Raw genomic sequence first — 19,690 nt, 5'->3', positions numbered from 1 at the left:
CGCCGGGCCCCGTCCGCCGGCCCCCGGACCCGCCGGCGCGGCGGGGGTCACCAGATCCGCACCCGCTCCTCCGGGTCCAGCCACAGCCCGTCGTCCTCGCTCGTCGCGAACGCCTCGTGGAACTCGTCCAGGTTGCGCACGATGTTCGCCCGGAACTCCGCCGGCGCGTGCGGGTCGATGGTGAGGCGCCGCTGCTGGTCCTCGGTCCGGCTCTTGAAGCGCCAGCAGTGCGCCCAGTTCATGAACAGCGTCCGCGAGCCGCCCGTCTCCGCTGCCGTCCGCGCCGCGTCCGCCGTCCCGCCGAGCGCGATGAGGTAGGCCTTGTGGGCGATGGTCAGTCCGCCGAGGTCGCCGATGTTCTCGCCCAGCGTCAGCGCCCCGTTGACGAACTGCCCGGGCAGCTCACGCGGTGAGAAGGCGTTGTACTGCGCGACCAGCGCCTCCGCCTTGACCTGGAATGCCTCCTTGTCGGCGGCGGCCCACCAGTCGTTCAGGTTGCCGGCGCCGTCGTACTGCGCGCCCTGGTCGTCGAAGCCGTGCCCGATCTCGTGGCCGATCACCGCGCCGATGCCGCCGTAGTTCTCCGCCGGGTCCGCGTCGGGCGAGAAGAAGGGCTCCTGCAGGATGGCCGCCGGGAAGCAGATCTCGTTCGTTCCCGGGTTGTAGTACGCGTTGACCGTCTGCGGCAGCATGAACCACTCGTCGCGGTCCACGGGCGAGCCGATCTTGCCGAGTTCCCGGTCCGTCTCGAAGGCGGCGGCCGCCTGCGCCTTGCCGAGCAGGTCGTCGGCGTCGACGCGCAGCGCGGAGTAGTCGCGGAAGCGGTCCGGGTAACCGATCTTGGTGCGGAAGGTGGCGAGTTTCTCGTAGGCCCGCTCCTTGGTGGCGTCCGTCATCCAGTCCAGCCGGGAGATCGACTCCCGGTACGCCTTCAGCAGGTTGCCGACCAGTTCGTCCATCATCGCCTTGGAGGCCGGCGGGAAGTGGCGTGCGACGTACTCCTTGCCGACGGCCTCGCCCATCGCGTCCTGGACGAACTCGACGGCCCGCTTCCACCGGGCCCGCAGCTCCGGGGTGCCGTTGAGGGTGCGGCCGTAGAAGTCGAAGTCGGTCTGGACGAACTTCTCGGGCAGGTACGGCGAGGCGGCGTGCAGGACCCGGGCCGCCGCCCAGTCCCGCCACTGCCCGATCGGCACCTCCCCCAGCAGCGTCGACAGGTGCGCGAGGTAGGAGGGCTGCCGGACCAGTGTCTCGGCGATCGTCCCGTCCGAGCCGCCCAGCGCCGTGATGTAGCCGTCCCAGTCGAACTCCGGCGCGAGGGCGCCCAGTTCACCGCGCGAGGTGAGGTTGTAGGTCTTCTGCACGTCGCGTGTCTCGGCCCGCTCCCAGTGGCCGGCGGCCAGAGCGGTCTCGATCCTCAGCACCGTCTCGGCGGCGGTGCCCGGGTCCTCGTGCTCCGCCAGAGTGAACACGGCGGTCAGGTAGGCGACGTACGCCTTCCTCACCTCGGAGAACTTCTCGTCGCGGTAGTACGACTCGTCGGGGAGCCCGAGCCCGCCCTGCGTGATGTTGACGATGTACCGGTCCGAGTCACGGTCGTCGGCGTTCACGTAGAACCCGAAGAGTCCCGAGCCGCCGGTGCGCTCGAAGCCGCCGAGGAACGCGGCCAGTTCCCGGGTGTCCCGCAGCTCCGCGACCGCCCGCAGCTGCGGCCGCACGGGATCGAGGCCGCTCTCGGCCACGGCCCGCTCGTCCATGAAGGAGGTGTAGAGCGCGGCGATCTTCCGCGCCTCGTCGGCGCTGACGGAGAGGCCGCCGGCAACGCCGTCGCCCTCCCCCGGGGCGGCCGCGGCGGCGCCCTCGCCGGATGCCGCCGCGGCTTCCTCGGCGATGTCCTGGATGATCGCCCTGACCTGTTCCTCGGCGGTCTCCACCAGCTGGATGAACGCCCCCCAGCTCGACCGGTCGGCCGGAATCTCGGCTGTACGGAGCCACCGGTCGTTGACGTGTCCGAACAGGTCGTCCTGCGGTCGGATCTCGGGGTTCATGCCCGCGCGGGCGCCATCAAGAATGCTCATCGAACCACAATAGGACGAAGCGCGGCCGATCGGACGGGTCCACCGTCCGCCCCACCGACACCACCTGTGCTCCGCCGGTCACCCGGCACGGCGACCCGGCCGCACCGCCACGGGACCGAGCGCATGTCCTACGGGTTCCAGGACCCGACGCTGCTGCCCCGGCGCCCGATCCGGGCCAACGTCGAGCTCGTCGCCGAACTGCAGGGCGTGCCCAGGGCCGAGCGCCGGGAGCGCGCGCAGAAGGCGAACGTCCTGGTGGGCCTCAGGGGTTCGAGAAGGCGTACCCGCGTGAGCTGCCCGGTGGCATGAAGATGCGCGCCTCGCTCGCCCGGTCGCTGACCAGCGACCCCGAACTGCTGCCGATGGACGAGCCGTTCGCGGCGCTGGACGAGTTCAACCGGGAGAAGATGGGCGCCGAGCTCACGAGGTCAGTGACCGTCTCCTTCCTCCGCGCGGTGCTTCGCCGGCCCGGGGTCCTTCCGGGAGTGGCCCGGCGCCGCCCTCCCTTCGGCCGCGCGCTGCCGCTCATGGTGCCGGCGGGCCTTGAGCCGGTTGCCGCAGGTTCTCATCGAGCACCACCGCGCGGTGTTGGCACGGCTGTGGTCCACCAGGAACAGGCGGCAGTCGCTGTTCGCGCACGGTCTCAGCCTGCCGGGCAGCTCCTCCTGGACCCGAGCCCAGGCGAGGATCAGTCCGACGGCCGGCCGCCGCTCCGCCTCGACCTCCAGGACCCAGTCCAGGCCCTCCCCGCTCAACCGGGGCACCTTGCGCGCGCCTTCGACGCATGCGGCCAGGGCCTCCGGTCCGCTCTCACCCCGGACCACCGCCTGCAGTGCGTCACGGGTCCTCCTGAGCCACTCCCGCTCCGCGGGGCCGCCGTCGCCACCGTGCCGTACCGCCCACCGGCCCAACGCGGCGTCGTCCCGCCACAGGTCACACGGAACCCCGTCCACAACGGGCGTGCTGTTCAGTGCTTCGAGCAGCGTCTCCTCGCCGGACATCCCGCCTCCCCTCCACTCGTAACCATCATGACACGCTTGACAGGTTACAAGTCCGAAGGCCAACCTGGAGCCGACCTAACCGCATAAACACACTTAAGGGGTTACCCATGGTCGAGGTGCGACACCGTTACACCTCCGTGCTCGGGCACCGCGTGTTCTACCGGGAGGCCGGCCCGGCCGACGCGCCCGCCGTCGTCCTGCTGCACGGCTACCCCACCAGCTCACGCATGTTCCGGCACCTGATCCCCGCGCTGGCCGACCGGTTCCATGTCGTCGCCCCCGATCACCTGGGGTTCGGCCGGTCGGCCGCACCGCCGGCCGACGAGTTCGCCTACAGCTTCGACGCTCTCGCCGAAGTGACCGAGGAACTCCTCGCCCAGCTGCGGCTGGAGCGATACGCGCTCTACGTGCAGGACTACGGCGCTCCCATCGGATGGCGCCTCGCACTGCGGCACCCCCACGCCGTCACCGCGATCGTCTCGCAGAACGGCAACGCCTACGACGAAGGGTTCGTCCCCGACTTCTGGGCCCCCGTCTGGGCCTACGCGCAGTCGCCGGACCCGTCGACGGAAGCCGCCCTGCGCGAGGCCCTGAGCGAGGAGGCCATCCGCCGGCAGTACCTGCACGGCGTCGCCGAACCGGAACTGGTCGACCCGGACACCTGGGCCGCCGACCACCGGGAGATCTCGCGCCCCGGCCTCGACCGGGTCCAACTCGACCTCTTCCGCGACTACGCCACCAACCCGCCCCTCTACCCCCGGCTCCACGAGTACTTCCGCACCACCCAGGTACCGCTGCTGGCCGTCTGGGGCGCGGAAGACGAGATCTTCGGCCCCGACGGAGCCCGGGCCTTCACGAAGGACCTCGAAGACGCGCAGGTCCGACTGGTGCCGGGCGGAGGGCACTTCCTCCTCGAAAGCCACCTCGACACGGTCGCCGACGCGATGCGCGCCTTCCTCGACGAAGCCTTGCGCCGGGACGCACCCGGCCGCGCACCCGCGTGAGACGTCCGCCGGCTCCACCTCGTAGCGACGGAACCAGGGTCCGTCTCGCTGCGCATCCCGCCCACCGCGGGCATGAAGCGGGAGGGAGCGCCGCTCCGTAGCCGCCCCCGCGCCCTCTCCGGTCCGACGGCCCAGGAGGGGCAGGAACGACGCCATCGACGCCGCCGCAGTCGCCATGGTCACGGCGGTGCAGGGCCGGATTCGCCCGACGGGGAGGCGGGAGAAGCGCCTCGCACCCCGCAGGCACCGCCTGCGGGGTGCGGCTGTCGCGGGCTCCCCGCCGCACGGTGCGGGAGCAGGGCGTCACGTCGCGGACTTCCCCTTTCCCACAGGTCGAACACCACGTCGCGGTCCCGACGGTCTCCGGCGGTGGCGCCGACGATGCTCGACGTCATGAACCGACTCGAAGGAAACGTCGCCCTGGTCACGGGCGGCAGCCGGGATATCGGCGCCGCCGTGGCGTCACGGCCGGCCGAAGAGGGCGCCGACGTCGTCCTGACCTACGAGAACAGCGCGGAACGCGCTGCCGAGGTGGTCGAGCAGGTCAAGGCCGCGGGACGCCGGGCGCTCGCCGTCCGGGCCGACAGCGCGGTCCCCGAGGCGCTCACCGCGGCGGTGGACGAGGCCGCCGAGATCGCGGCCACCGTCGCCCACCTGGCCGGCGCGGACGGCGCGTACATCACCGGAGCCTCGATCCCCGTCGACGGCGGCTTCACCGCCTGACACGCGCCCCCGACCGCGCAGCCGGGCAGAGGGCTCAGCACGGGTGTGTGCCGGTCACGGGCGGACCGTGACCGGCACGGGCGGCGTGACGGTCGCCGGGCGTCAGACCTTCTTCGTCCCGGTCACCGAGACCGGGCCGTCAAAGGTGTTGGCGGTGCAGCCCGGGCCGGACAGGGTGACCCTGTCGCGGGTGCCCGACACGGACAGCGCGCCGGTCAGCGTACTGCCGCAGATCTCCACCGTGCCGGCGCCGACCGTCCGCACCGCGCCGGTGACGGTCGAGCCCCGTACCACCAGGTTCGCTCCGGAGGTGACGAGGACGGCGCCGGTCAGCCGCGCGTTGTCCAGGCAGGTCGTGCCCGATGCGACCAGCAGCGCGCCGGTCCGCCTGCCGGTGACGGTACGGGTGCAGTCGGGGCTCGCCGCCACACGGGAGCGGTAGTCCAGGGCGAAGGCGAGCTTGCCCGGCTTGTCGTCGTCCAGCGGTACGGACAGGTCGCCGAACTCGCCCTTGGTGTCCTTCTCGCCGTCGTTCCACTCGGCGAGCCGACCCAGTTCGTCGGCGGTGCGCCCGTCCGTGACCACCGTGTCGCCGGGCACGTCCGTCATGGCCTCGGAGGCGTCACGGACGGCGTCGAGGTAGGAGGCGAGCAACGTGAGGTCGTACCGGGACAGGTCGACCCGGTCGCGCAGCCAGGTGCCCCAGAGGAACTCCAGGAACTCCGCCGAGCCGTCGGCCCGGTCGTAGCCGATGCCCCGGGTGAAGTACACCAGGCTGCGGTAGCGGTCGTCGTGGAAGCGGGACAGGCCGAGCCGGGACGGAAGCCGGTCCACCGTGACGGCCCGGCCGTTCTCGTCCTTCAGCCACACCCAGTCGTTGTCCCGCATCTCCTGCCAGAAGGCCTCGGTGGACAACCGGCTCAGGTTGGCGGTGACCCGCAGGCGGACGGGGGTCTTCGGGCCGCCGTCCGCCGCCTCCCAGAAGGAGGTCAGCGAGTGGTGGCCGTCCGTCAGGTACAGCGTGCCGCCGGGACCGACGACCACGGTCTTCATCTGCGCGAGGCTGTCCTCGGTCTCCTGCCCGGCCGGTATCGAGCAGGTGAAGGAGGAGGGGTCGGCGAGCGTGGCTCCCGCGTCCACCGAGGCGGCCTCCCCCTGGCCGTTGGTCTCGCACCAGTCGTCGAACCGCTTGTTGAACTTCCCCCGGTCCTCGTCCTTGGTGCTGGAGTACCGCCCGAGCTTGTAGAAGATCTGGTCGTACCCGAGGGAGGGCTGCGTGGGCCGCACCTGGTCGAGGGTGACCTCGATCAGGTCGCCCGCCCGGGCCGACGCGAAGCCCCTCGCCGCGGACGTTCCCGCGGACGCCCCCGCGAACGACGGGGTGGCCGAGCCGCCGTGCAGCAGGAGCGCACAGCCCAGGACCCCGGCGTTCCACGCGAGGCGGCGCCCGCGCGGCGTGCGGGAGGAGCGGGGGGCGGAGGACGTGCGGGTGCCGGCGGGCGTCGAGCCGGTCATGGACGCTCCTACGGGATCGAGGGCCGGGCGGCGGGCGGACAGGACGAGGGGCGGGCCGGGGCGGCGCGCGTGCCGAGCAGGCCCCGAACGGCCTCATCCAACCAGCCCTGCCGACCCGGCGGATGACGGGGAGGCGGTCTTCCGGTGCCCGCCGGGTGAACGTACGTGTGCCGGCTTCGGAGGCATGCCGCGGGCCCTGCCGCGAAACCGGCATCGGCCGCCGAAGGCACGGCCCGCCCCTTCCCGGCCGGCCGCGCCGACCACCCTCGTCCGCGCAGAACACCGCGTCCCGGCGGGCCCCGGTCCCGCACCCGCTCGCCGCCCGCCCGTACGGTGCACGCGCGCGGGCCGGTGGGGCAGACCCGTCCCGCCCGTGGGCGTCGCCCCGTACGATGGCCCCGTGAACACCAGCAGCACCGGATCGAGCCGCCCGGCCGGGCGGCTTCTCGTGCTGCTGGTGCTGACGGTGCTGGCCGGCGTGCTGGGCATGCACGCGCTGAGCCCTGCCGGGGTGCCGAGCGCACAGCCGGAGCCGGGCCACACGATGACGGCGGCCCGGACGGCGAGCGCATCGGACGCGCACACGACGTACGCGGACCGAGGGTGCTCGCACACGGACGGCGGGACGGATCGTCTCCACCACGCGGACGCGACCTGCGCGGCCGCCGGTGTCGGCGCGCCCTATGCGCCGCCCGCGCTGACCGGCACCGTGCCCGGCGCCCCCTCCCCCTCCGCCGCCGCGGCCCGGTCCCCGGCGGCGGAGAGCGGCCGGGCACCGCCCGACCTTTCCGAGCTGCAACTTCTGCGGATCTAGAGCGGCCCGCACGGCACCTTCCCGCCCGGATGCCTCCGGGGACCAGGTGCCGCGCTTCCGTCCGCTTTCCGTCCGTAACACCCGCGCGTCCCGACCGGCGCGCGTAGAAGGAGTTGCACCACCATGAACCGCAAGCGTTCCCTCGTCCGCCCCGCCGTCGCCGTGGCCGCCGCGAGTGCGGCAGCGCTCGTCCTGGCCGCCTGCGGCTCGGGCGAGGACGGCTCGGCCGGGCACAGCGGTCACACCGCCGCGTCCACCTCGGCGCCGGCGTCGCAGGGCCGCCACAACGCGGCCGACACGGCCTTCGCGCAGGGGATGATCCCCCACCACCGCCAGGCCGTGGAGATGGCCGCCCTCGCCGCGTCGCGGGCCGGGTCGGCCGAGGTGAAGAAGCTGGCCCAGGACATCGAGAAGGCCCAGGCCCCGGAGATCGAGACGCTGTCGGGGTGGCTGGCGTCCTGGGGCGAGGACGTGCCGGCGGAGGGCGCCATGGACCACTCCGCGCACGGCATGGGCGGCATGATGACCGACGAGGACATGGACCGGCTCGAGAAGGCGTCGGGCAAGGCGTTCGACACCGCCTTCCTGGACATGATGGTCGAGCACCACGAGGGCGCGGTGGAGATGGCCGAGACCGAGCGGGCCGACGGCGCCTACGGTCCGGCCACCAAGATGGCCGGCGAGATCGTCACCTCGCAGAGCGCCGAGATCGAGCGGATGAACAAGCTCCTCGGCAAGGGCTGACCGCACCGTCCCGGCGCGGGGCGGGCACCCGTGAGTGCCCGCCCCGCGCCGGACGTGCCCGCCTCGGCCGCTCGTTCCGCCCCGGTCCGGGCCTCACACGGTGGCTTCCGCCCGCGTACTGCGGAGCCGCCGGATCCCACCGGCTCGCGGCCCGGGCCGCATCCCTGGCGGAATACCCCAGGGGGGTATACCGTTCGGTGTGTGGGACCGGCCATCAGGGCCATGCCGGAACAGAAGGGGATGAAGGTCATGGACCGCACCGCACACCACACCGGCGCCGGGCACGCCCACCACGCCCGCACCGGGCACGGCGGACGCGCGGGGGCCTCGTGGGCAGTGGCGGCGAAGGCGACGCTGCACTGCCTGACCGGCTGCGCCGTCGGCGAGATCCTCGGCATGGCGATCGGCACCGCCCTGATGTGGCACAACGTGCCCACCATGATCCTGGCGATCGTGCTGGCGTTCCTCTTCGGCTACTCCTTCACCTTGTTCGCGGTGCGCCGGGCCGGTCTGGGCTTCAGGGCCGCGGTCAAGGTGGCGCTGGCCGCCGACACCGTGTCCATCGCGGTGATGGAACTGGTCGACAACGGCATCATCGCCCTGGTGCCGGGCGCGCTGGACGCCCACCTGTCCGACACCTTGTTCTGGACCTCGCTGCTGGGCGGCTTCGCCGTCGCCTTCCTGATCACCACGCCCGTCAACAAGTGGATGATCGGCCGCGGCAAGGGCCACGCCGTCGCCCACGCCCACCACTGATCCGTACCGAGTACGTCGCGCCGGACAGCCGGGCACGACGGCCGCCGCCCGGCCGGGGTCGGACGCCACGCTTCCCTCCCCCGCGCGCGACAAGCCGGCCTGGCGCGAAGCGGCGCACTCCGCCACATCCGCCGCGCCGCGAAGGCCGCCTCCCCCGGACGACCCGTCGGTGAAGGGCTCCTGTCCCCATTGGAGGCGGCGGGCGACAGCACGCCCGGGGCGGCGCGGCCTCGGTCGTAGGCGGTGGTCGCAGGTAGCTGGGAGAGTGGGTACGGATGTGCCGCCGACGGCGTGCCCGGCTCTGGGCAGGAGACGACATGGACTGGTCGGGATCGGACAGGGAAGCGGGCGGGTGGCGGATGCTGTCGGGCCTGCTGGCGGACAGCCACCTGATGCCGATGGAATCGCTTCCGGCCAGGGCGTGCGAGAGCGCCGCGTTCGCCGGTTTCCCGCACGTACTGATCTATCTGGGTGATCTGCAGCAGCAGGTGCTGCGGCTGCTGACCGGAGAGGGCGTGCGCGCCGAGGACCATTTGGCGCAGCTGCCCGTGCAGGGCAGTGTGGCCGGGCGGGCCTTCCAGCACGGGCAGATCCTGCCCGCCGGTCCCGCGGAGGAGGAGGGGCGCGACTGGTGGGTGCCGCTGCTGGACGGCACCGAGCGCATGGGCGTGCTGCGGGTCACCTCGGTCCATGACGACGACCGTGCGCGGGAGGGCATGGAGCGGCTGGCCTCGCTGCTCGCGCTGATCCTCCACAGCAGGCGGGAGAGCAGCGACGTGCTGGCCCGGGCGGAGCGGGTCAAGCCGTTGAACGTGGCGGCGGAGATGCAATGGAAGCTGATGCCGCCCCGGGTCTACGCCGACGGGCGGGTGGTGATCGCGGCGGTGATGGAACCGGCCTATCAGATCAGCGGGGACGCCTTCGACTACGCCACCGACGGCCCCTTGGTCCATCTGTCGATCTTCGATGCGATGGGGCACGACACCGCCGCCGGACTGTCCGCCAATCTGGCCGTCGCCGCCTGCCGCAGGACCCGCCGCCAGGGAGGCGGCCTCGTCGCCTGCGGTGAGGCCGTGGAGGCGGAGCTGATCGGGCAGTACGACCGGCGGCGCTACGTCACCGGCATCCTGGCCACCCTGGACACCCGGAACGGAATGCTGTCCTGGGTCAACCGCGGTCACCACCCGCCGGTGATCATCCGGGACAGCCGGTGGGCCACGCACCTGCGATGTCCGCCCGCCCATCCGATGGGCACCGGCCTGGGCCTGGAGAGCCGCGTGTGCCACGAGCAGCTGCAGCCCGGCGACCGCGTCGTGTTCTACACCGACGGGATCATCGAGGCCGGCGGTGCGGGGGACGCCCAGTTCGGCCTGGAGCGCTTCACCGACTTCCTCATCCGCCACCACGCCGACGGCCTGCCCGTCCCCGAGACCCTGCGCAGGGTGATCCACGCGGTGCTCGACTACCACGACCACCGGCTCCAGGACGATGCCACCGTGCTGTTCTGCCAGTGGCTCGGTCCCCGTCCCGATCTCACCGAGGAGGCGGCCGACCTGGTCGGACTGCCCGAACCCGGCCGCCCCGCAGCAGCCGAGCAGGACAGGAGCACCCCGTGACCGACAGCGACCTGCACCTGGACATCGTCGAGACCCGCGGCCCGCTCGCCGTGGCGGCCGTCAGAGGGGAGATGGACCTGCACACCACCGCCGACTTCTACCCGCGGGCCACCGCCCTGATCGACGACCACCCCCACGTGATCCTGGACCTGTCCGGTATCACCTTCTGCGACTCCTCCGGGCTCAACACCCTGCTGCGGCTGCGCCGCCACGCCGACGAGAACGGCGGCCGCCTCACCCTGGCCGCCCCCACCGACCGGGTCATGCACATACTGCGCCTCACCGGCATCGACACCGTCTTCCCCCTCTACGCCGACGTCACCGAGGCCCGGGCGGCCCAGCCGCCGCGCCCCTCCTGACCCGACAGGACCGCCCGGACACGATGGCCCCGTGGAGGACGGAGGGATGCACCCGCCCCGCCCGGACCGCACGGCCCGGGACCGGTGGGGCTCGGCGGCGGCACAGCGGGCCGGGGGACGACATCCGTGATCATGAAATCAGAAATTTCCGAGGCACCCGGAGTATTTTTCCCGGTCGGCGGCCGGAGCGAATTACTTTTCCTGCATGAACAACCGCATCATGGTACTGTCGGCGCCAGTTGCAGTTGTGATTGCCAGAAGGTTTTTCCGACGGGGTGATCATCACGGCGACCGGAATCCGTACGGAATGGATTCCGAACACCGTCCCGAAGGAGAATGAAAAATGAGCACCGGCACCGTGAAGTGGTTCAACGCCGAAAAGGGATTCGGCTTCATCGAGCAGGAGGGCGGCGGAGCCGACGTCTTCGCCCACTACTCGAAGATCGCCACCCAGGGCTTTCGCGAGCTGCAGGAGGGCCAGAAGGTGACGTTCGACATCGCACAGGGCCAGAAGGGCCCTACGGCCGAGAACATCGTCCCCGCCTGACACCGGCGCTGACGCTTGCTTTCGCAGCCGGGGCCCGCACCTTGGGGTGCGGGCCCCGGCTCACTGCGCTTCGCAGTACCTCAGAAGATCCCCCGCCGCACGGTGACACGTTCCTCGGCGGACGGATCCTCTCCCCCTCTTCCTCACCTGCGGCTCATTTTATTGACCACCGTCCCGCGCAGCCATGGTGCGAAATCCCCGACGCGTGCCACGCCGAGGAAATCCTGACGAATTCGCACACGCGTCGCTCACGAAGCCAGGACATACGACTGCCCGGGTGGGTCCACGCTCGGCCGCTCCTCTCTTTTCCCGGACCCCCGACATCGTTCCCGAACCGGGTGGCGCCCCTGCCGTGCACCCCGGTCGACGGTTCAGCGCGATCGGCCCGGCGTCGAGGCGTCCTGCCACAGGGTCCGACGGCAGCCCCGCCCGGCCCGGCCGCTGGACGTCCCCGCCGCGCCGTCCGCGTTCCCCGGCGCTCGCCCCGCCGCCGCGGGACGGCACGGCCCGGCCCTCGGCGCTGCGCCCCTGTCCGCCCGATCCGCCCGACCCGTCTCCTCCTCCAGCTCGTTCTCCCCGTCTTCCTGGAGCCACCATGCGCTGTGTCATCGCCCGGTACCCCTTCGACCTGACCAAGAACGGAGTGCTGAGCTCGATGGAGAACGTCGTCCCCGAACGCATCACGGGTGCGTCCGTGACCATCGGCCGCCGCCGCTACCCCGCCAAGCAGGTAGGTGAAGTGATCACCCGGCAGGACCGTCGTGACTTCACCAGCGACGAGGTCACCCGGGCCATGACCCGCCTCGGCTTCGTCTGCCACCCCCACCCCGACGCCGCACCCGTACGTGTCCTCACTCCGTTCCAGGCCGCGTCGCGGCTGCTCGGCAGCTCCGTTCCCCGGGACGTGTGAGGGGCGGAGAACCCCGTCGGACAGTGCGTGAGGGCCTCGTGCCGGACGGGGCCGAAGCGGCGCGGTTCATCATGCGCGCGGCAAGCGCCTCCACCGCGGCGCACCCCGCGATCCGGCGCGGGCCCTTGCCCCATAGAGTTGTGCGGGGACAGGGGCCCGGCCGTACCGGCGGACCTTCCGGTGGACAGGGGCAGCGAAGCGCGTACGGTCCGGCCAGAGGCGGTCCGGCGGCCGCCGGATCGGTCGAGGCGCGAGCGCGAAGCCTTCTGCGGTCGCATCACACCCGTCTTCGGCTCCGCTGTCCGGTCGACAACTTCACAGCGTGGACGCCGACGGGGCCGCAGGTCGGCGTCCGGGACTCCGTACGGCCGGCGCAGCCGCTCCACCGCGCCCGCCGTATCCGGCGCGACGTTCACACGGGGGACGAAGATGTCCGAGAGAAGGAGCGGAAACCCGGCCGCCGACGGCGGTGGCCGGCAGATCAGCGGCGCTCTCGCCCTGGGGGCCGCCCTGTACCAGTGCCGCCTGGAGCGGGACCTGTCGCTGCGCCGCCTGGCACAGCGGCTCGGTTTCAGCTCGCACAGCGGACTGCTCGACTACGAACGGGGGCGGCGCATACCGCCCGAGAATCTCGTGGCCGCATACGAGCGGGAGTTCGGCATCACCACGGGGTACCTGCGGGCGCTGCGGGAGCGGGCACTGCGGGAGCGGGCCGAGGAAATGGTCGGCACCCTGATCGACCGTTACGGTCCGGCCGACTCCGGGCAGGCCGCGGCCGCCCGGACGGCCGGGCGGCCGCCGCCGGCCGGGTTCGTCCCACGGCTCGCCCACACCGTGCTGGCGCTGCCGGGCTGCATGGCCGCGGCGGTCAGAGCGGCGTGGCACGTCAGCGGGGAGCCCGACCGCCCATGACTCCTACGCGCGCAGACTCGGGTGCGCGTCCGGAGCGAACAGTGTGCGGTAGGAGCGGTCGTAGTACAGCAGCGGGCTGCCCTCGCCCACATCGGCGCGCTCGACCAGGCCGATGACGACGCTGTGGTCCCCGGCCGGCACCACCGCGTACCGGCTGCACACCAACGAGGCCAAGGCGTCCGGCACCATCGGCACACCGTGGCGCTCGCCCCTCACCAGACCCGCCGTCCGGTCCTCGCCCGGGGCGGCGAACCTGCGGGCCAGCGGCTGCTGATCGGCGGTCAGCACATGGACGCCGAACCGGTGCGCGGCCGTCACGACGCGATGGGCGGTGCCCCGGTGGCCGAGGCAGAACAGCACCAGCGGCGGGGCGAGCGAGAGCGAGCACAGCGAGCCGACGGTCACACCGTACGGGCGGTCCCGCGCGCCGAAGGCGGCGACCACCGAGATCGAGGTGGGCACATGGGACAGCGCCCGGCGGAACGTGGCCGGGTCCACGGCCATGAAAGTCACCGCCTCCGTGTCGCGGCCGTCAGGCGCACTGCGCCAGGTGGGCCAGGATGCCGTCCCGGTCCGCGCCCGGCAGGCGCAGGGCCCGCTCGAAGTCCGCGGCGGCGAGCGCCGCCCGGCCCGCGGCCAGGTGGCTCAGCCCGCGGTGGTGGAGCAGGTCGGGGTCGTCGCCCGACTGCTCCGCGGCCCGGTCCAGCAGCCGCACCGCCTCGTCGTGGGCGCCTTCCGCGTGCGCGAGGAGGGCCCGGGCGACCAGCGCCTGGTACAGCCGCGGGTCGGCACGCAGCGCGGCCGTCAGGGACGTACGGGCGGTCTCGGCGTCGTCGTGTTCCAGGGCCAGAAGGCCGCGGCTGCACAGCAGGTGGGCGCTGTCCGGGTGCGACGCGAGCCCCTCGGCCACCGACACGGCGGCCTCCTCGAGGCGGCCCGACTCACGCAGGAGCGAGGCGTGGTTGATCCGCGCGTCCAGGTGCCCGGGCTCCAGCTCCAGGGCGTACGCGAAGTCCTCGACCGCCCCGTCGAGGTCCCCGTGGGCGGCGCGCACGTCCCCCCGGTTGTAGTAGAGCTCGGGGAACGGCGGTCCCAGCCCCATCGCGGTCTCGTAGTCGGTCACGGCGGCCCGGTCGTCCCCGAGCCGGCGGTGCAGGTTCCCCCGGTCCAGGTAGTACTCGGGGTAGTGCGGGTCGAGCGCGACGACCGCGTCGAAGTCGGCCATGCTCTCGCGCAGCATGCCCATGCCCGCGTACACGTTGGCGCGGTTGTGGATCAGCACGGACTTGTGCAGCCGGTACTTGGCCGGGTCCGTCTCCCTGTCGAGACGGTCCACCCCCTCGGCCACCAGCTTCAGGGCGGTGCGCAGGTGGCCCAGATGCATCTCCACCAGGGCGAGGCCGTTCTGCTGGAACACGGTGTAGAACGCCCGTTCCTCGGGGTCCTCGGTGAGCGTCGCCAGGGCCACACCGTTGCTCGCGTACGCCCGTGCCAAGGGGTGGTCCAGCTCCTCCCGGGGCAGGAACCGGGTGTACAGCATCGCCATGTTGTAACTCGTCGACATGTGCACCCGGGGCAGCGGATAGCGGCCGCGCAGTTCCACGTACAGCTCCCTCGCGCGGTGCGGGTCGCCGAGCGAGATCAGGGCGAGCGCCGCCTTCGCGGCGAAGTGGCAGTAGTCGACCTGGCGCGTGTCCGGGTCGGTCAGCGCCCGGCCGCGCAGACCCAGGTCGGCCGCGGCGGAGTAGAGGCCCAGGTCCACGCAGTGGTCGAGGGCCCGGCGCAGCGCGGCGGTCCCGGCGCCCGCGGGGTCGCCGCCGTGCTCGCGGTGGAAGGGGACCGCGCCCAGCGCGTGCCCGATGTCGCCGGCCGCCTCCAGTTCGTCGGCGCGCGCGTCGTGCGCGGCCGCCCGCGCCGCCGGGTCCGCGTCCCGCCACGCGCTCCGCTCGGCCGGATCGTCGCTCGTGCCGTCGGACGCCACGTACGCACGCCACAGTTCCTCGGTGCCCCGTTCCTCGGGGCGTGACGCCCGCGAGGGAGCGTCCACCGGGTCCGCGTACCGCGCCAGCGCGGCGCCCACGTCGCCCGGGGGAGACGTGGAGCCGGTGCCGACGAGGAGCAGCACCTGCCGCGGATCGCATCGCCGCAGCATGATCACCAGACATTCGAGGTCACTGGCATCGGCCTCGTGGACGTTGTCGAACCACAGGGCTAGCGGCTCCTGCGGCGCTCGTCCGGTGGCCTCCCGCCGGGTCCGGTACTCCTTGAGGAACTCCACGACGCCGTGCGGGGTGCGGCGGCTGCGCGCCTCGCTGTAGAAACGGGTGCGCTCCTCACCGGTCGCGACCCGGGTCAGCGTCTCGGGCTCCGCGCCGAGCAGGCCGTGCAGGTGGGGCGCGGCGGTGAGGATCTCCACCCGGTGGGCGCGGACCAGGTCGGGCCACCGCTCGAGGACGTCCGGCACCAGGGCGCGCAGCAGTCCGCCCAGACCGGTGTACGGGCCGCGGTGGCCGCGGTGGCAGTCGACGCGGACGGGGGCCGTCGGCAGCAGGTCCCGGGCCGCGCGGTGCCGGTCGGCCGCACGGTCGCCGCGGATCCACAGATGGCGGGGACGGGGTGTCCTGCGGGACATGGGAAGTTCCTTCCGGTTGCGTCGGTCCTCGGTTCACGAGGGACTCGGCTCTGCGAGGGACTCGGTTCTACGAGGGACTCGGTTCTACGAGGTGGAGGAGGAGGCGCGGCGGGCGCGCAGGCGATCGCGGACGCCGAGGGCGAGGACCACGCCCAGCGGCACGAAGGCGGAGGCCGCCGAGGCGGCGCTGTCCCAGAAGCGCGCGCCCCAGACGCCGTCGGCCACCCCGGCCCGCACACGGTGTGCGAACTCGACGGCGATGGGCGCCAGGGCGGCGGCGACGGTCGCGGTGAGCACCAGCGCGCCCGTGCCGTAGAACGGGACGTACCAGCGGGCCATGCGCCGGTCCCGGTCGCTCCAGGCGCTCTCGTCCAGGGCGGGCGGACGGCGCAGCAGGCGCCGGGCGGCGTTGCGCAGCCGGGCGTCGGTGGCGCCGTGCAGGTCGTGGCAGCCCAGCGCGGCGGCGAGCAGGTAGTACAGGTCGGTGCGCAGGAACAGATAGAACTGCCAGGTGAAGCGGAGGATCGTCAGGAACGCGAGTGCGAGGAGGAGCCGTCCGGGCCAGCCCGGCGTCCCGTCGGGGCCGCGGGTGGCCGCCGCACCGAGCGTGAGCCCGCAGTACATGAGCACATCACCGACCATCCCCGCGAGGAACGGCAGCACGCGGCGGCGCTTCTCCACGCCGAGCAGCCCTTCGAGCGTCGTCTCGAACACGACGAAGTACATCCGCCGCCCCACCGAAAGGCGGCAGGGAAGACCGAGCCGGCGACCGCTGAGCACGTGGAACGCCTCGTGCCAGGCGATGCCGACGGTCTGTCCCACCAGCAGCACCAGTTGGACGCTCACCAGGGACCCGGTGAAGAACACCTGGTCCGGGGCGGGCCGCAGCGCCGGTTCCCGTACGAGCGCGGCGGCCGTGGCGAGGACCAGGAGAACGTACGCCGTCCAGGCGGCCGGTGAGAACACCGCTCGCCCCAGACGACGGAACGAGACGGGTTTCGCCGGTCCCTGTACGACGGGGTGCTCGGCGACGAAGCCGAGCTCGCGCAGGGTGTCGAGGAAGTCCGCGATGTCGACGGGTTCCCCGTAGGTCTCCGCGTGCCAGGCCGAGGCCCGGTGGGGGGTGTCCCCGTCGGCCATGCGGCGCAGCAGGGCCGCGCCGTCGGCCGGCAGGACCGCGTACGTATCGGTCCCGGGCCGCCCCACGACGATCTCGTCGGGGCCCTCGGTGACGAAGGTCAGCGGGTGGAAGGGGACGCGGCGGTCGAGTGCCGCGTCCGGCCGTCCGGTGGCGTTCTGCGTCATGACTGCTCCCCGCGGAGGGAGCCCGTGCGGGCCGGTGACGACCGCGCACGGGCTGTCGACTCGCTGCCGGCCGCCTCGCCGTGCGCCGTGCGCGAAGGGCCGGTTGCCCGGGCGGTGCGGCCGGTCAGAAGACGAACGTGGAGTACGAGGAGCAGGCGGTCGTCAAGCGGATCGGGCCGGTCCTGCGGACGGCGATCTTCTTCAGGGTCGTGGGCTTGATGGGCTGCTTCTTCACGGTGCTTCCCCTTCCGTGCGGACGGTTCGTCGGGCCTCCGGCCGTGCCCGGCCGGTGGCGGGACCCATCTCTAGCAGCGGAGGAGCGCCGGACGGCACCGGTGCGAACGACCCGGCATCGGCCTGGGACCGGCCACCGACCGGACGCCGACCGGTGGCCGGCCGAAGGCCGACCGGTCCGGGGATGCCACCGGCGGGTCCGAGGTGCGCGGGCCGGGCGTCCGGGGGAAAACGGTGTGTGCTCGCCGGACGGTGAACACTAGGTTCGCGGCATGAGGAATCATGCGGACTTCCTGTTCTGCGGCATCGAACTCGGCGAGCGGATCGAGCGGGCCGAGGCCGAGTTCATCGCCGCGGGCAGCGCGGCGGCACTGGAACGGGTGGGTGACGACGGGGGATTCGTGATCGGCCTGGCGGGCGGGTTCGCCTGCCACACGGAGGCGGGCTCACCCCTCAACAAGGTGGCCGGGCTCGGCTTCGCCGGTGTGCCGGCGGCCGGCGAGCTCGACGAGGTCGAGCGCCGCTGCGCAGCCGTGGGCGCGCCGGTCCAGGTGGAGCTGGCGCACCTCGGCGCCCCCGAGGTCGCGGAGACGCTCACCGCGCGCGGTTACCGGCTCGTGGGCTTCGAGAACGTGCTGGGCCGGTCGCTGGGCGACGCTCGCGCCGCCACCGTGCCGCCCGGCATCGAGGTGCTGCGCGGCGACGACACGGACTTCGACCGGTGGGCCGACACGGTGGTCGGCGGCTTCGCCGTTCCCGACGCGCAAGGTGTCGCCCCGCACGAGGATTTCCCGCGGGACGTGCTGGAGCGGGCGGTGCGCGACCTGGCCGCGGCGGCCGGCACTCGACGCTACACCGCGCTGGTCGACGGGGAGGTCGCAGGCGGCTCCAGTATGCGCGTCACCCAGGGCATCGCCCAGCTCACCGGCGCCGCGACGCTGCCCGCCCACCGCCGGCGCGGAGTCCAGAGCGCCCTGCTGGCCGCCCGGCTGGCCGAGGCCGCCGCGCAGGGGTGCGATCTCGCGGTCGTCACCACCCAGCCCGCGTCCAAGTCCCAGCAGAACGCGCAGCGTCAGGGCTTCAGCCTGCTGTACACACGCGCGATTCTCGTCAAGCCGTGATCGGTTCCCGCGCGTCGGTACGCGGGTCACCCGCTCATCGTCCCCACGCCTCCCAGCACGCTCGTGGTCATGGTCGCCCGGCCGGCGGGCCGGCGGGATCCGCCGGGCCGGCCGGCGACCACCGCCCGACCGCACCTCACATATAAATGTTCAAATGAACATCGGCATGTTAGAAAGGGGGTATGGACAAGGCCGCCCGTCCGGACCCTGCGTCCGGTGCGGAACTCCGGCCGGGCGTGCGTGTCCGGGCTCTCGCACCACCTGCCGGACCGGGCCCCGCCGACCGTCGCGGACGCGACCGGACCCGGTGCCAGGACTTTCGGCCGGCCCCGCTCAGTGCCGCGCAGAACACCGCACATCGAGGAGACGACGGTGAAGACCACCGACCGACCGCTCATGATCCTGGTCGCCGGGCCCTACCGGTCCGGCACCGGCGACGATCCGCACAAGCTGGAGGCCAACGTCCGGGCGATGACCGAGACCGCCCTGAGGCTCTTCCGGGCCGGCCATCTGGGAGTCACCGGTGAGGCACTCGCCCTCCCCCTTCTGGAAGCGGCGGGCGGCACCCGCCCCGGCGACACCGCCTACGAGGAGATCTTCCACCCCGTCGCCGAACGACTGCTGTCCCGCTGCGACGGAGTGCTCCGCATCGGTGGCGCCTCCGAGGGGGCCGACCGGATGGTCGCGCAGGCGCAGGCCCTGGGCAAGATCGTCTACACCGGCCTCGACGAGATACCCGTCCGCCGATGACCCCGGGCGTCGACACACCCGACCGGCGCGGCCGCACGGGCCTGGACCGGCACGGACGCGATCTGACCGGCAACCCCAGGGTGGTGATCCGCGACGTCGAGGTCCTGTCCTGCGACTGGTACGTCCTGCGCAGGACCACCTTCGACTACCGGCACAGCGACGGTCACTGGAGTCGCCAGCAGCGCGAGACCTACGACCGGGGCGACGGCGCCACGATCCTGCTGTACGACACCGACCGGGAGACCGTGCTGCTGACCCGGCAGTTCCGCCTTCCCGCCTACGTCAACGGACACCCCGACGGGATGCTCGTCGAAACCGCGGCCGGACTGCTGGACGGGGATACTCCCGAGGAGGCCGTCCGCAGGGAGGCCGCCGAGGAGACGGGGTACGCCGTCGGTGCCGCCGAGCGTGTCTTCGCGGTCTACATGAGTCCCGGCTCGGTCACCGAACGGCTGCACTTCTTCGCCGCCTCCTACCAGGACGCGGGCCCCACGACGGCGACCGGGGGCATCGCCGCCGAGGGCGAGGACATCACCGTGCTGGAACTGCCCTTCCGCGAAGCACTCGCCATGACGCACACGGGCGAGATCGCCGACGCCAAGACCATCATGTTGTTGCAGTGGGCGGCCCTGAACGGCCCGTTCGGACACATCCGTCCCTGACGGCCGC

At 72.7% G+C, this 19,690-nt stretch carries 21 protein-coding genes; 15 read left to right on the top strand and 6 right to left on the bottom strand.

What is annotated here, in order from left to right; all coding sequences use genetic code 11:
• Positions 1-47: 47 nt before the first annotated feature.
• Positions 48-2,078, bottom strand: coding sequence for a M13 family metallopeptidase (locus IE271_RS06860; RefSeq protein WP_190189261.1), 2,031 nt, complete (start codon positions 2,076-2,078; stop codon positions 48-50).
• 123 nt (positions 2,079-2,201) lie between these two features.
• Between IE271_RS06860 and IE271_RS06855 the strand changes: the two genes are divergently transcribed.
• The gene (locus IE271_RS06855) at positions 2,202-2,387 is read left to right on the top strand and encodes a P-loop NTPase family protein (RefSeq protein WP_190189260.1); all 186 of its coding nucleotides are present in this window, start codon (positions 2,202-2,204) and stop codon (positions 2,385-2,387) included.
• Positions 2,388-2,506: 119 nt separating this feature from the next.
• Here the strand turns inward: IE271_RS06855 and IE271_RS06850 are convergent, their stop codons facing one another.
• A complete protein-coding gene (locus tag IE271_RS06850) occupies positions 2,507-3,079 on the bottom strand; it encodes a CGNR zinc finger domain-containing protein (RefSeq protein WP_190189259.1) in 573 nt (190 codons plus the stop codon).
• 107 nt (positions 3,080-3,186) lie between these two features.
• Between IE271_RS06850 and IE271_RS06845 the strand changes: the two genes are divergently transcribed.
• Both IE271_RS06845 and IE271_RS06840 read left to right on the top strand, forming a co-directional pair.
• Positions 3,187-4,083: an alpha/beta fold hydrolase gene (locus tag IE271_RS06845; protein ID WP_190189258.1), complete on the top strand. Its 897-nt coding sequence runs from the start codon at positions 3,187-3,189 to the stop codon at positions 4,081-4,083.
• A 393-nt stretch (positions 4,084-4,476) separates the two neighbouring features.
• Positions 4,477-4,806 (top strand): SDR family NAD(P)-dependent oxidoreductase, encoded by a 330-nt coding sequence (locus tag IE271_RS06840; RefSeq protein WP_268256173.1) that lies wholly within the window; start codon positions 4,477-4,479, stop codon positions 4,804-4,806.
• Positions 4,807-4,908: 102 nt separating this feature from the next.
• On the opposite strand, the gene IE271_RS06835 is transcribed toward IE271_RS06840, so the two are convergent.
• Positions 4,909-6,321, bottom strand: a complete 1,413-nt coding sequence (locus tag IE271_RS06835; protein WP_229919170.1) for a ParB-like protein — start codon at positions 6,319-6,321, stop codon at positions 4,909-4,911.
• 400 nt (positions 6,322-6,721) lie between these two features.
• Between IE271_RS06835 and IE271_RS06830 the strand changes: the two genes are divergently transcribed.
• From IE271_RS06830 to IE271_RS06795, 9 genes are all read left to right on the top strand, one after another.
• Positions 6,722-7,135, top strand: coding sequence for a DUF6153 family protein (locus IE271_RS06830; RefSeq protein ID WP_190189257.1), 414 nt, complete (start codon positions 6,722-6,724; stop codon positions 7,133-7,135).
• Between the two features lie 123 nt (positions 7,136-7,258).
• The gene (locus IE271_RS06825) at positions 7,259-7,879 is read left to right on the top strand and encodes a DUF305 domain-containing protein (protein WP_190189256.1); all 621 of its coding nucleotides are present in this window, start codon (positions 7,259-7,261) and stop codon (positions 7,877-7,879) included.
• Positions 7,880-8,128: 249 nt separating this feature from the next.
• On the top strand, positions 8,129-8,635 hold the full coding sequence (locus IE271_RS06820; RefSeq protein ID WP_373308730.1) for a DUF4396 domain-containing protein: 507 nt from the start codon (positions 8,129-8,131) through the stop codon (positions 8,633-8,635).
• Positions 8,636-8,952: 317 nt separating this feature from the next.
• The gene (locus tag IE271_RS06815; RefSeq protein ID WP_190189255.1) at positions 8,953-10,251 is read left to right on the top strand and encodes a PP2C family protein-serine/threonine phosphatase; all 1,299 of its coding nucleotides are present in this window, start codon (positions 8,953-8,955) and stop codon (positions 10,249-10,251) included.
• Entirely contained in the window at positions 10,248-10,610 is a 363-nt protein-coding gene (locus IE271_RS06810) for an STAS domain-containing protein (protein WP_190189254.1), read from the top strand. Before IE271_RS06815 ends, IE271_RS06810 begins: the two co-directional genes overlap by 4 nt.
• Positions 10,611-10,815: 205 nt before the next feature.
• Complete coding sequence (locus tag IE271_RS43260) at positions 10,816-10,950, top strand: hypothetical protein (RefSeq protein ID WP_268256172.1); 135 nt, start codon at positions 10,816-10,818, stop codon at positions 10,948-10,950.
• 3 nt (positions 10,951-10,953) lie between these two features.
• The gene (locus tag IE271_RS06805) at positions 10,954-11,157 is read left to right on the top strand and encodes a cold-shock protein (RefSeq protein WP_190189253.1); all 204 of its coding nucleotides are present in this window, start codon (positions 10,954-10,956) and stop codon (positions 11,155-11,157) included.
• 595 nt (positions 11,158-11,752) lie between these two features.
• Entirely contained in the window at positions 11,753-12,067 is a 315-nt protein-coding gene (locus IE271_RS06800; RefSeq protein WP_190189252.1) for an SCO5918 family protein, read from the top strand.
• Positions 12,068-12,496: 429 nt separating this feature from the next.
• On the top strand, positions 12,497-12,979 hold the full coding sequence (locus tag IE271_RS06795; protein WP_190189251.1) for a helix-turn-helix domain-containing protein: 483 nt from the start codon (positions 12,497-12,499) through the stop codon (positions 12,977-12,979).
• A gap of 3 nt (positions 12,980-12,982) precedes the next feature.
• Here the strand turns inward: IE271_RS06795 and IE271_RS06790 are convergent, their stop codons facing one another.
• The 3 genes from IE271_RS06790 to IE271_RS06780 form a co-directional block, all read right to left on the bottom strand.
• The gene (locus IE271_RS06790) at positions 12,983-13,483 is read right to left on the bottom strand and encodes a flavin reductase family protein (RefSeq protein ID WP_190189250.1); all 501 of its coding nucleotides are present in this window, start codon (positions 13,481-13,483) and stop codon (positions 12,983-12,985) included.
• A gap of 28 nt (positions 13,484-13,511) precedes the next feature.
• Positions 13,512-15,611, bottom strand: a complete 2,100-nt coding sequence (locus IE271_RS06785) for a tetratricopeptide repeat protein (RefSeq protein ID WP_190189249.1) — start codon at positions 15,609-15,611, stop codon at positions 13,512-13,514.
• 84 nt (positions 15,612-15,695) lie between these two features.
• On the bottom strand, positions 15,696-16,916 hold the full coding sequence (locus IE271_RS06780) for a hypothetical protein (protein ID WP_190189248.1): 1,221 nt from the start codon (positions 16,914-16,916) through the stop codon (positions 15,696-15,698).
• 506 nt (positions 16,917-17,422) lie between these two features.
• Here IE271_RS06780 and IE271_RS06775 point away from each other — a divergent pair.
• The 3 genes from IE271_RS06775 (at position 17,423) to IE271_RS06765 (ending at position 19,683) form a co-directional block, all read left to right on the top strand.
• Positions 17,423-18,271, top strand: a complete 849-nt coding sequence (locus tag IE271_RS06775) for a GNAT family N-acetyltransferase (RefSeq protein ID WP_229919169.1) — start codon at positions 17,423-17,425, stop codon at positions 18,269-18,271.
• Positions 18,272-18,643: 372 nt separating this feature from the next.
• Positions 18,644-19,021 (top strand): DUF4406 domain-containing protein, encoded by a 378-nt coding sequence (locus tag IE271_RS06770; RefSeq protein WP_229919168.1) that lies wholly within the window; start codon positions 18,644-18,646, stop codon positions 19,019-19,021.
• Positions 19,018-19,683: an NUDIX domain-containing protein gene (locus tag IE271_RS06765; RefSeq protein ID WP_190189247.1), complete on the top strand. Its 666-nt coding sequence runs from the start codon at positions 19,018-19,020 to the stop codon at positions 19,681-19,683. Before IE271_RS06770 ends, IE271_RS06765 begins: the two co-directional genes overlap by 4 nt.
• Positions 19,684-19,690: the final 7 nt, after the last annotated feature.

This window comes from Streptomyces minutiscleroticus, assembly GCF_014650875.1.
Lineage (GTDB): Bacteria > Actinomycetota > Actinomycetes > Streptomycetales > Streptomycetaceae > Streptomyces > Streptomyces minutiscleroticus.
This window is presented reverse-complemented; position numbering and strand designations above follow the sequence as displayed.

Excerpts from the sequence above, each read along its gene's own strand:
- IE271_RS06860 (WP_190189261.1), bottom strand. The coding sequence starts at position 2,078 with ATGAGCATTCTTGATGGCGCCCGCGCGGGCATGAACCCCGAGATCCGA.
- IE271_RS06855 (WP_190189260.1), top strand. The coding sequence starts at position 2,202 with ATGTCCTACGGGTTCCAGGACCCGACGCTGCTGCCCCGGCGCCCGATC.
- IE271_RS06850 (WP_190189259.1), bottom strand. The coding sequence starts at position 3,079 with ATGTCCGGCGAGGAGACGCTGCTCGAAGCACTGAACAGCACGCCCGTT.
- IE271_RS06845 (WP_190189258.1), top strand. The coding sequence starts at position 3,187 with ATGGTCGAGGTGCGACACCGTTACACCTCCGTGCTCGGGCACCGCGTG.
- IE271_RS06840 (WP_268256173.1), top strand. The coding sequence starts at position 4,477 with ATGAACCGACTCGAAGGAAACGTCGCCCTGGTCACGGGCGGCAGCCGG.
- IE271_RS06835 (WP_229919170.1), bottom strand. The coding sequence starts at position 6,321 with ATGACCGGCTCGACGCCCGCCGGCACCCGCACGTCCTCCGCCCCCCGC.
- IE271_RS06825 (WP_190189256.1), top strand. The coding sequence starts at position 7,259 with ATGAACCGCAAGCGTTCCCTCGTCCGCCCCGCCGTCGCCGTGGCCGCC.
- IE271_RS06820 (WP_373308730.1), top strand. The coding sequence starts at position 8,129 with ATGGACCGCACCGCACACCACACCGGCGCCGGGCACGCCCACCACGCC.
- IE271_RS06815 (WP_190189255.1), top strand. The coding sequence starts at position 8,953 with ATGGACTGGTCGGGATCGGACAGGGAAGCGGGCGGGTGGCGGATGCTG.
- IE271_RS43260 (WP_268256172.1), top strand. The coding sequence starts at position 10,816 with ATGAACAACCGCATCATGGTACTGTCGGCGCCAGTTGCAGTTGTGATT.
- IE271_RS06805 (WP_190189253.1), top strand. The coding sequence starts at position 10,954 with ATGAGCACCGGCACCGTGAAGTGGTTCAACGCCGAAAAGGGATTCGGC.
- IE271_RS06800 (WP_190189252.1), top strand. The coding sequence starts at position 11,753 with ATGCGCTGTGTCATCGCCCGGTACCCCTTCGACCTGACCAAGAACGGA.
- IE271_RS06795 (WP_190189251.1), top strand. The coding sequence starts at position 12,497 with ATGTCCGAGAGAAGGAGCGGAAACCCGGCCGCCGACGGCGGTGGCCGG.
- IE271_RS06790 (WP_190189250.1), bottom strand. The coding sequence starts at position 13,483 with ATGGCCGTGGACCCGGCCACGTTCCGCCGGGCGCTGTCCCATGTGCCC.
- IE271_RS06785 (WP_190189249.1), bottom strand. The coding sequence starts at position 15,611 with ATGTCCCGCAGGACACCCCGTCCCCGCCATCTGTGGATCCGCGGCGAC.
- IE271_RS06780 (WP_190189248.1), bottom strand. The coding sequence starts at position 16,916 with ATGACGCAGAACGCCACCGGACGGCCGGACGCGGCACTCGACCGCCGC.
- IE271_RS06775 (WP_229919169.1), top strand. The coding sequence starts at position 17,423 with ATGAGGAATCATGCGGACTTCCTGTTCTGCGGCATCGAACTCGGCGAG.
- IE271_RS06765 (WP_190189247.1), top strand. The coding sequence starts at position 19,018 with ATGACCCCGGGCGTCGACACACCCGACCGGCGCGGCCGCACGGGCCTG.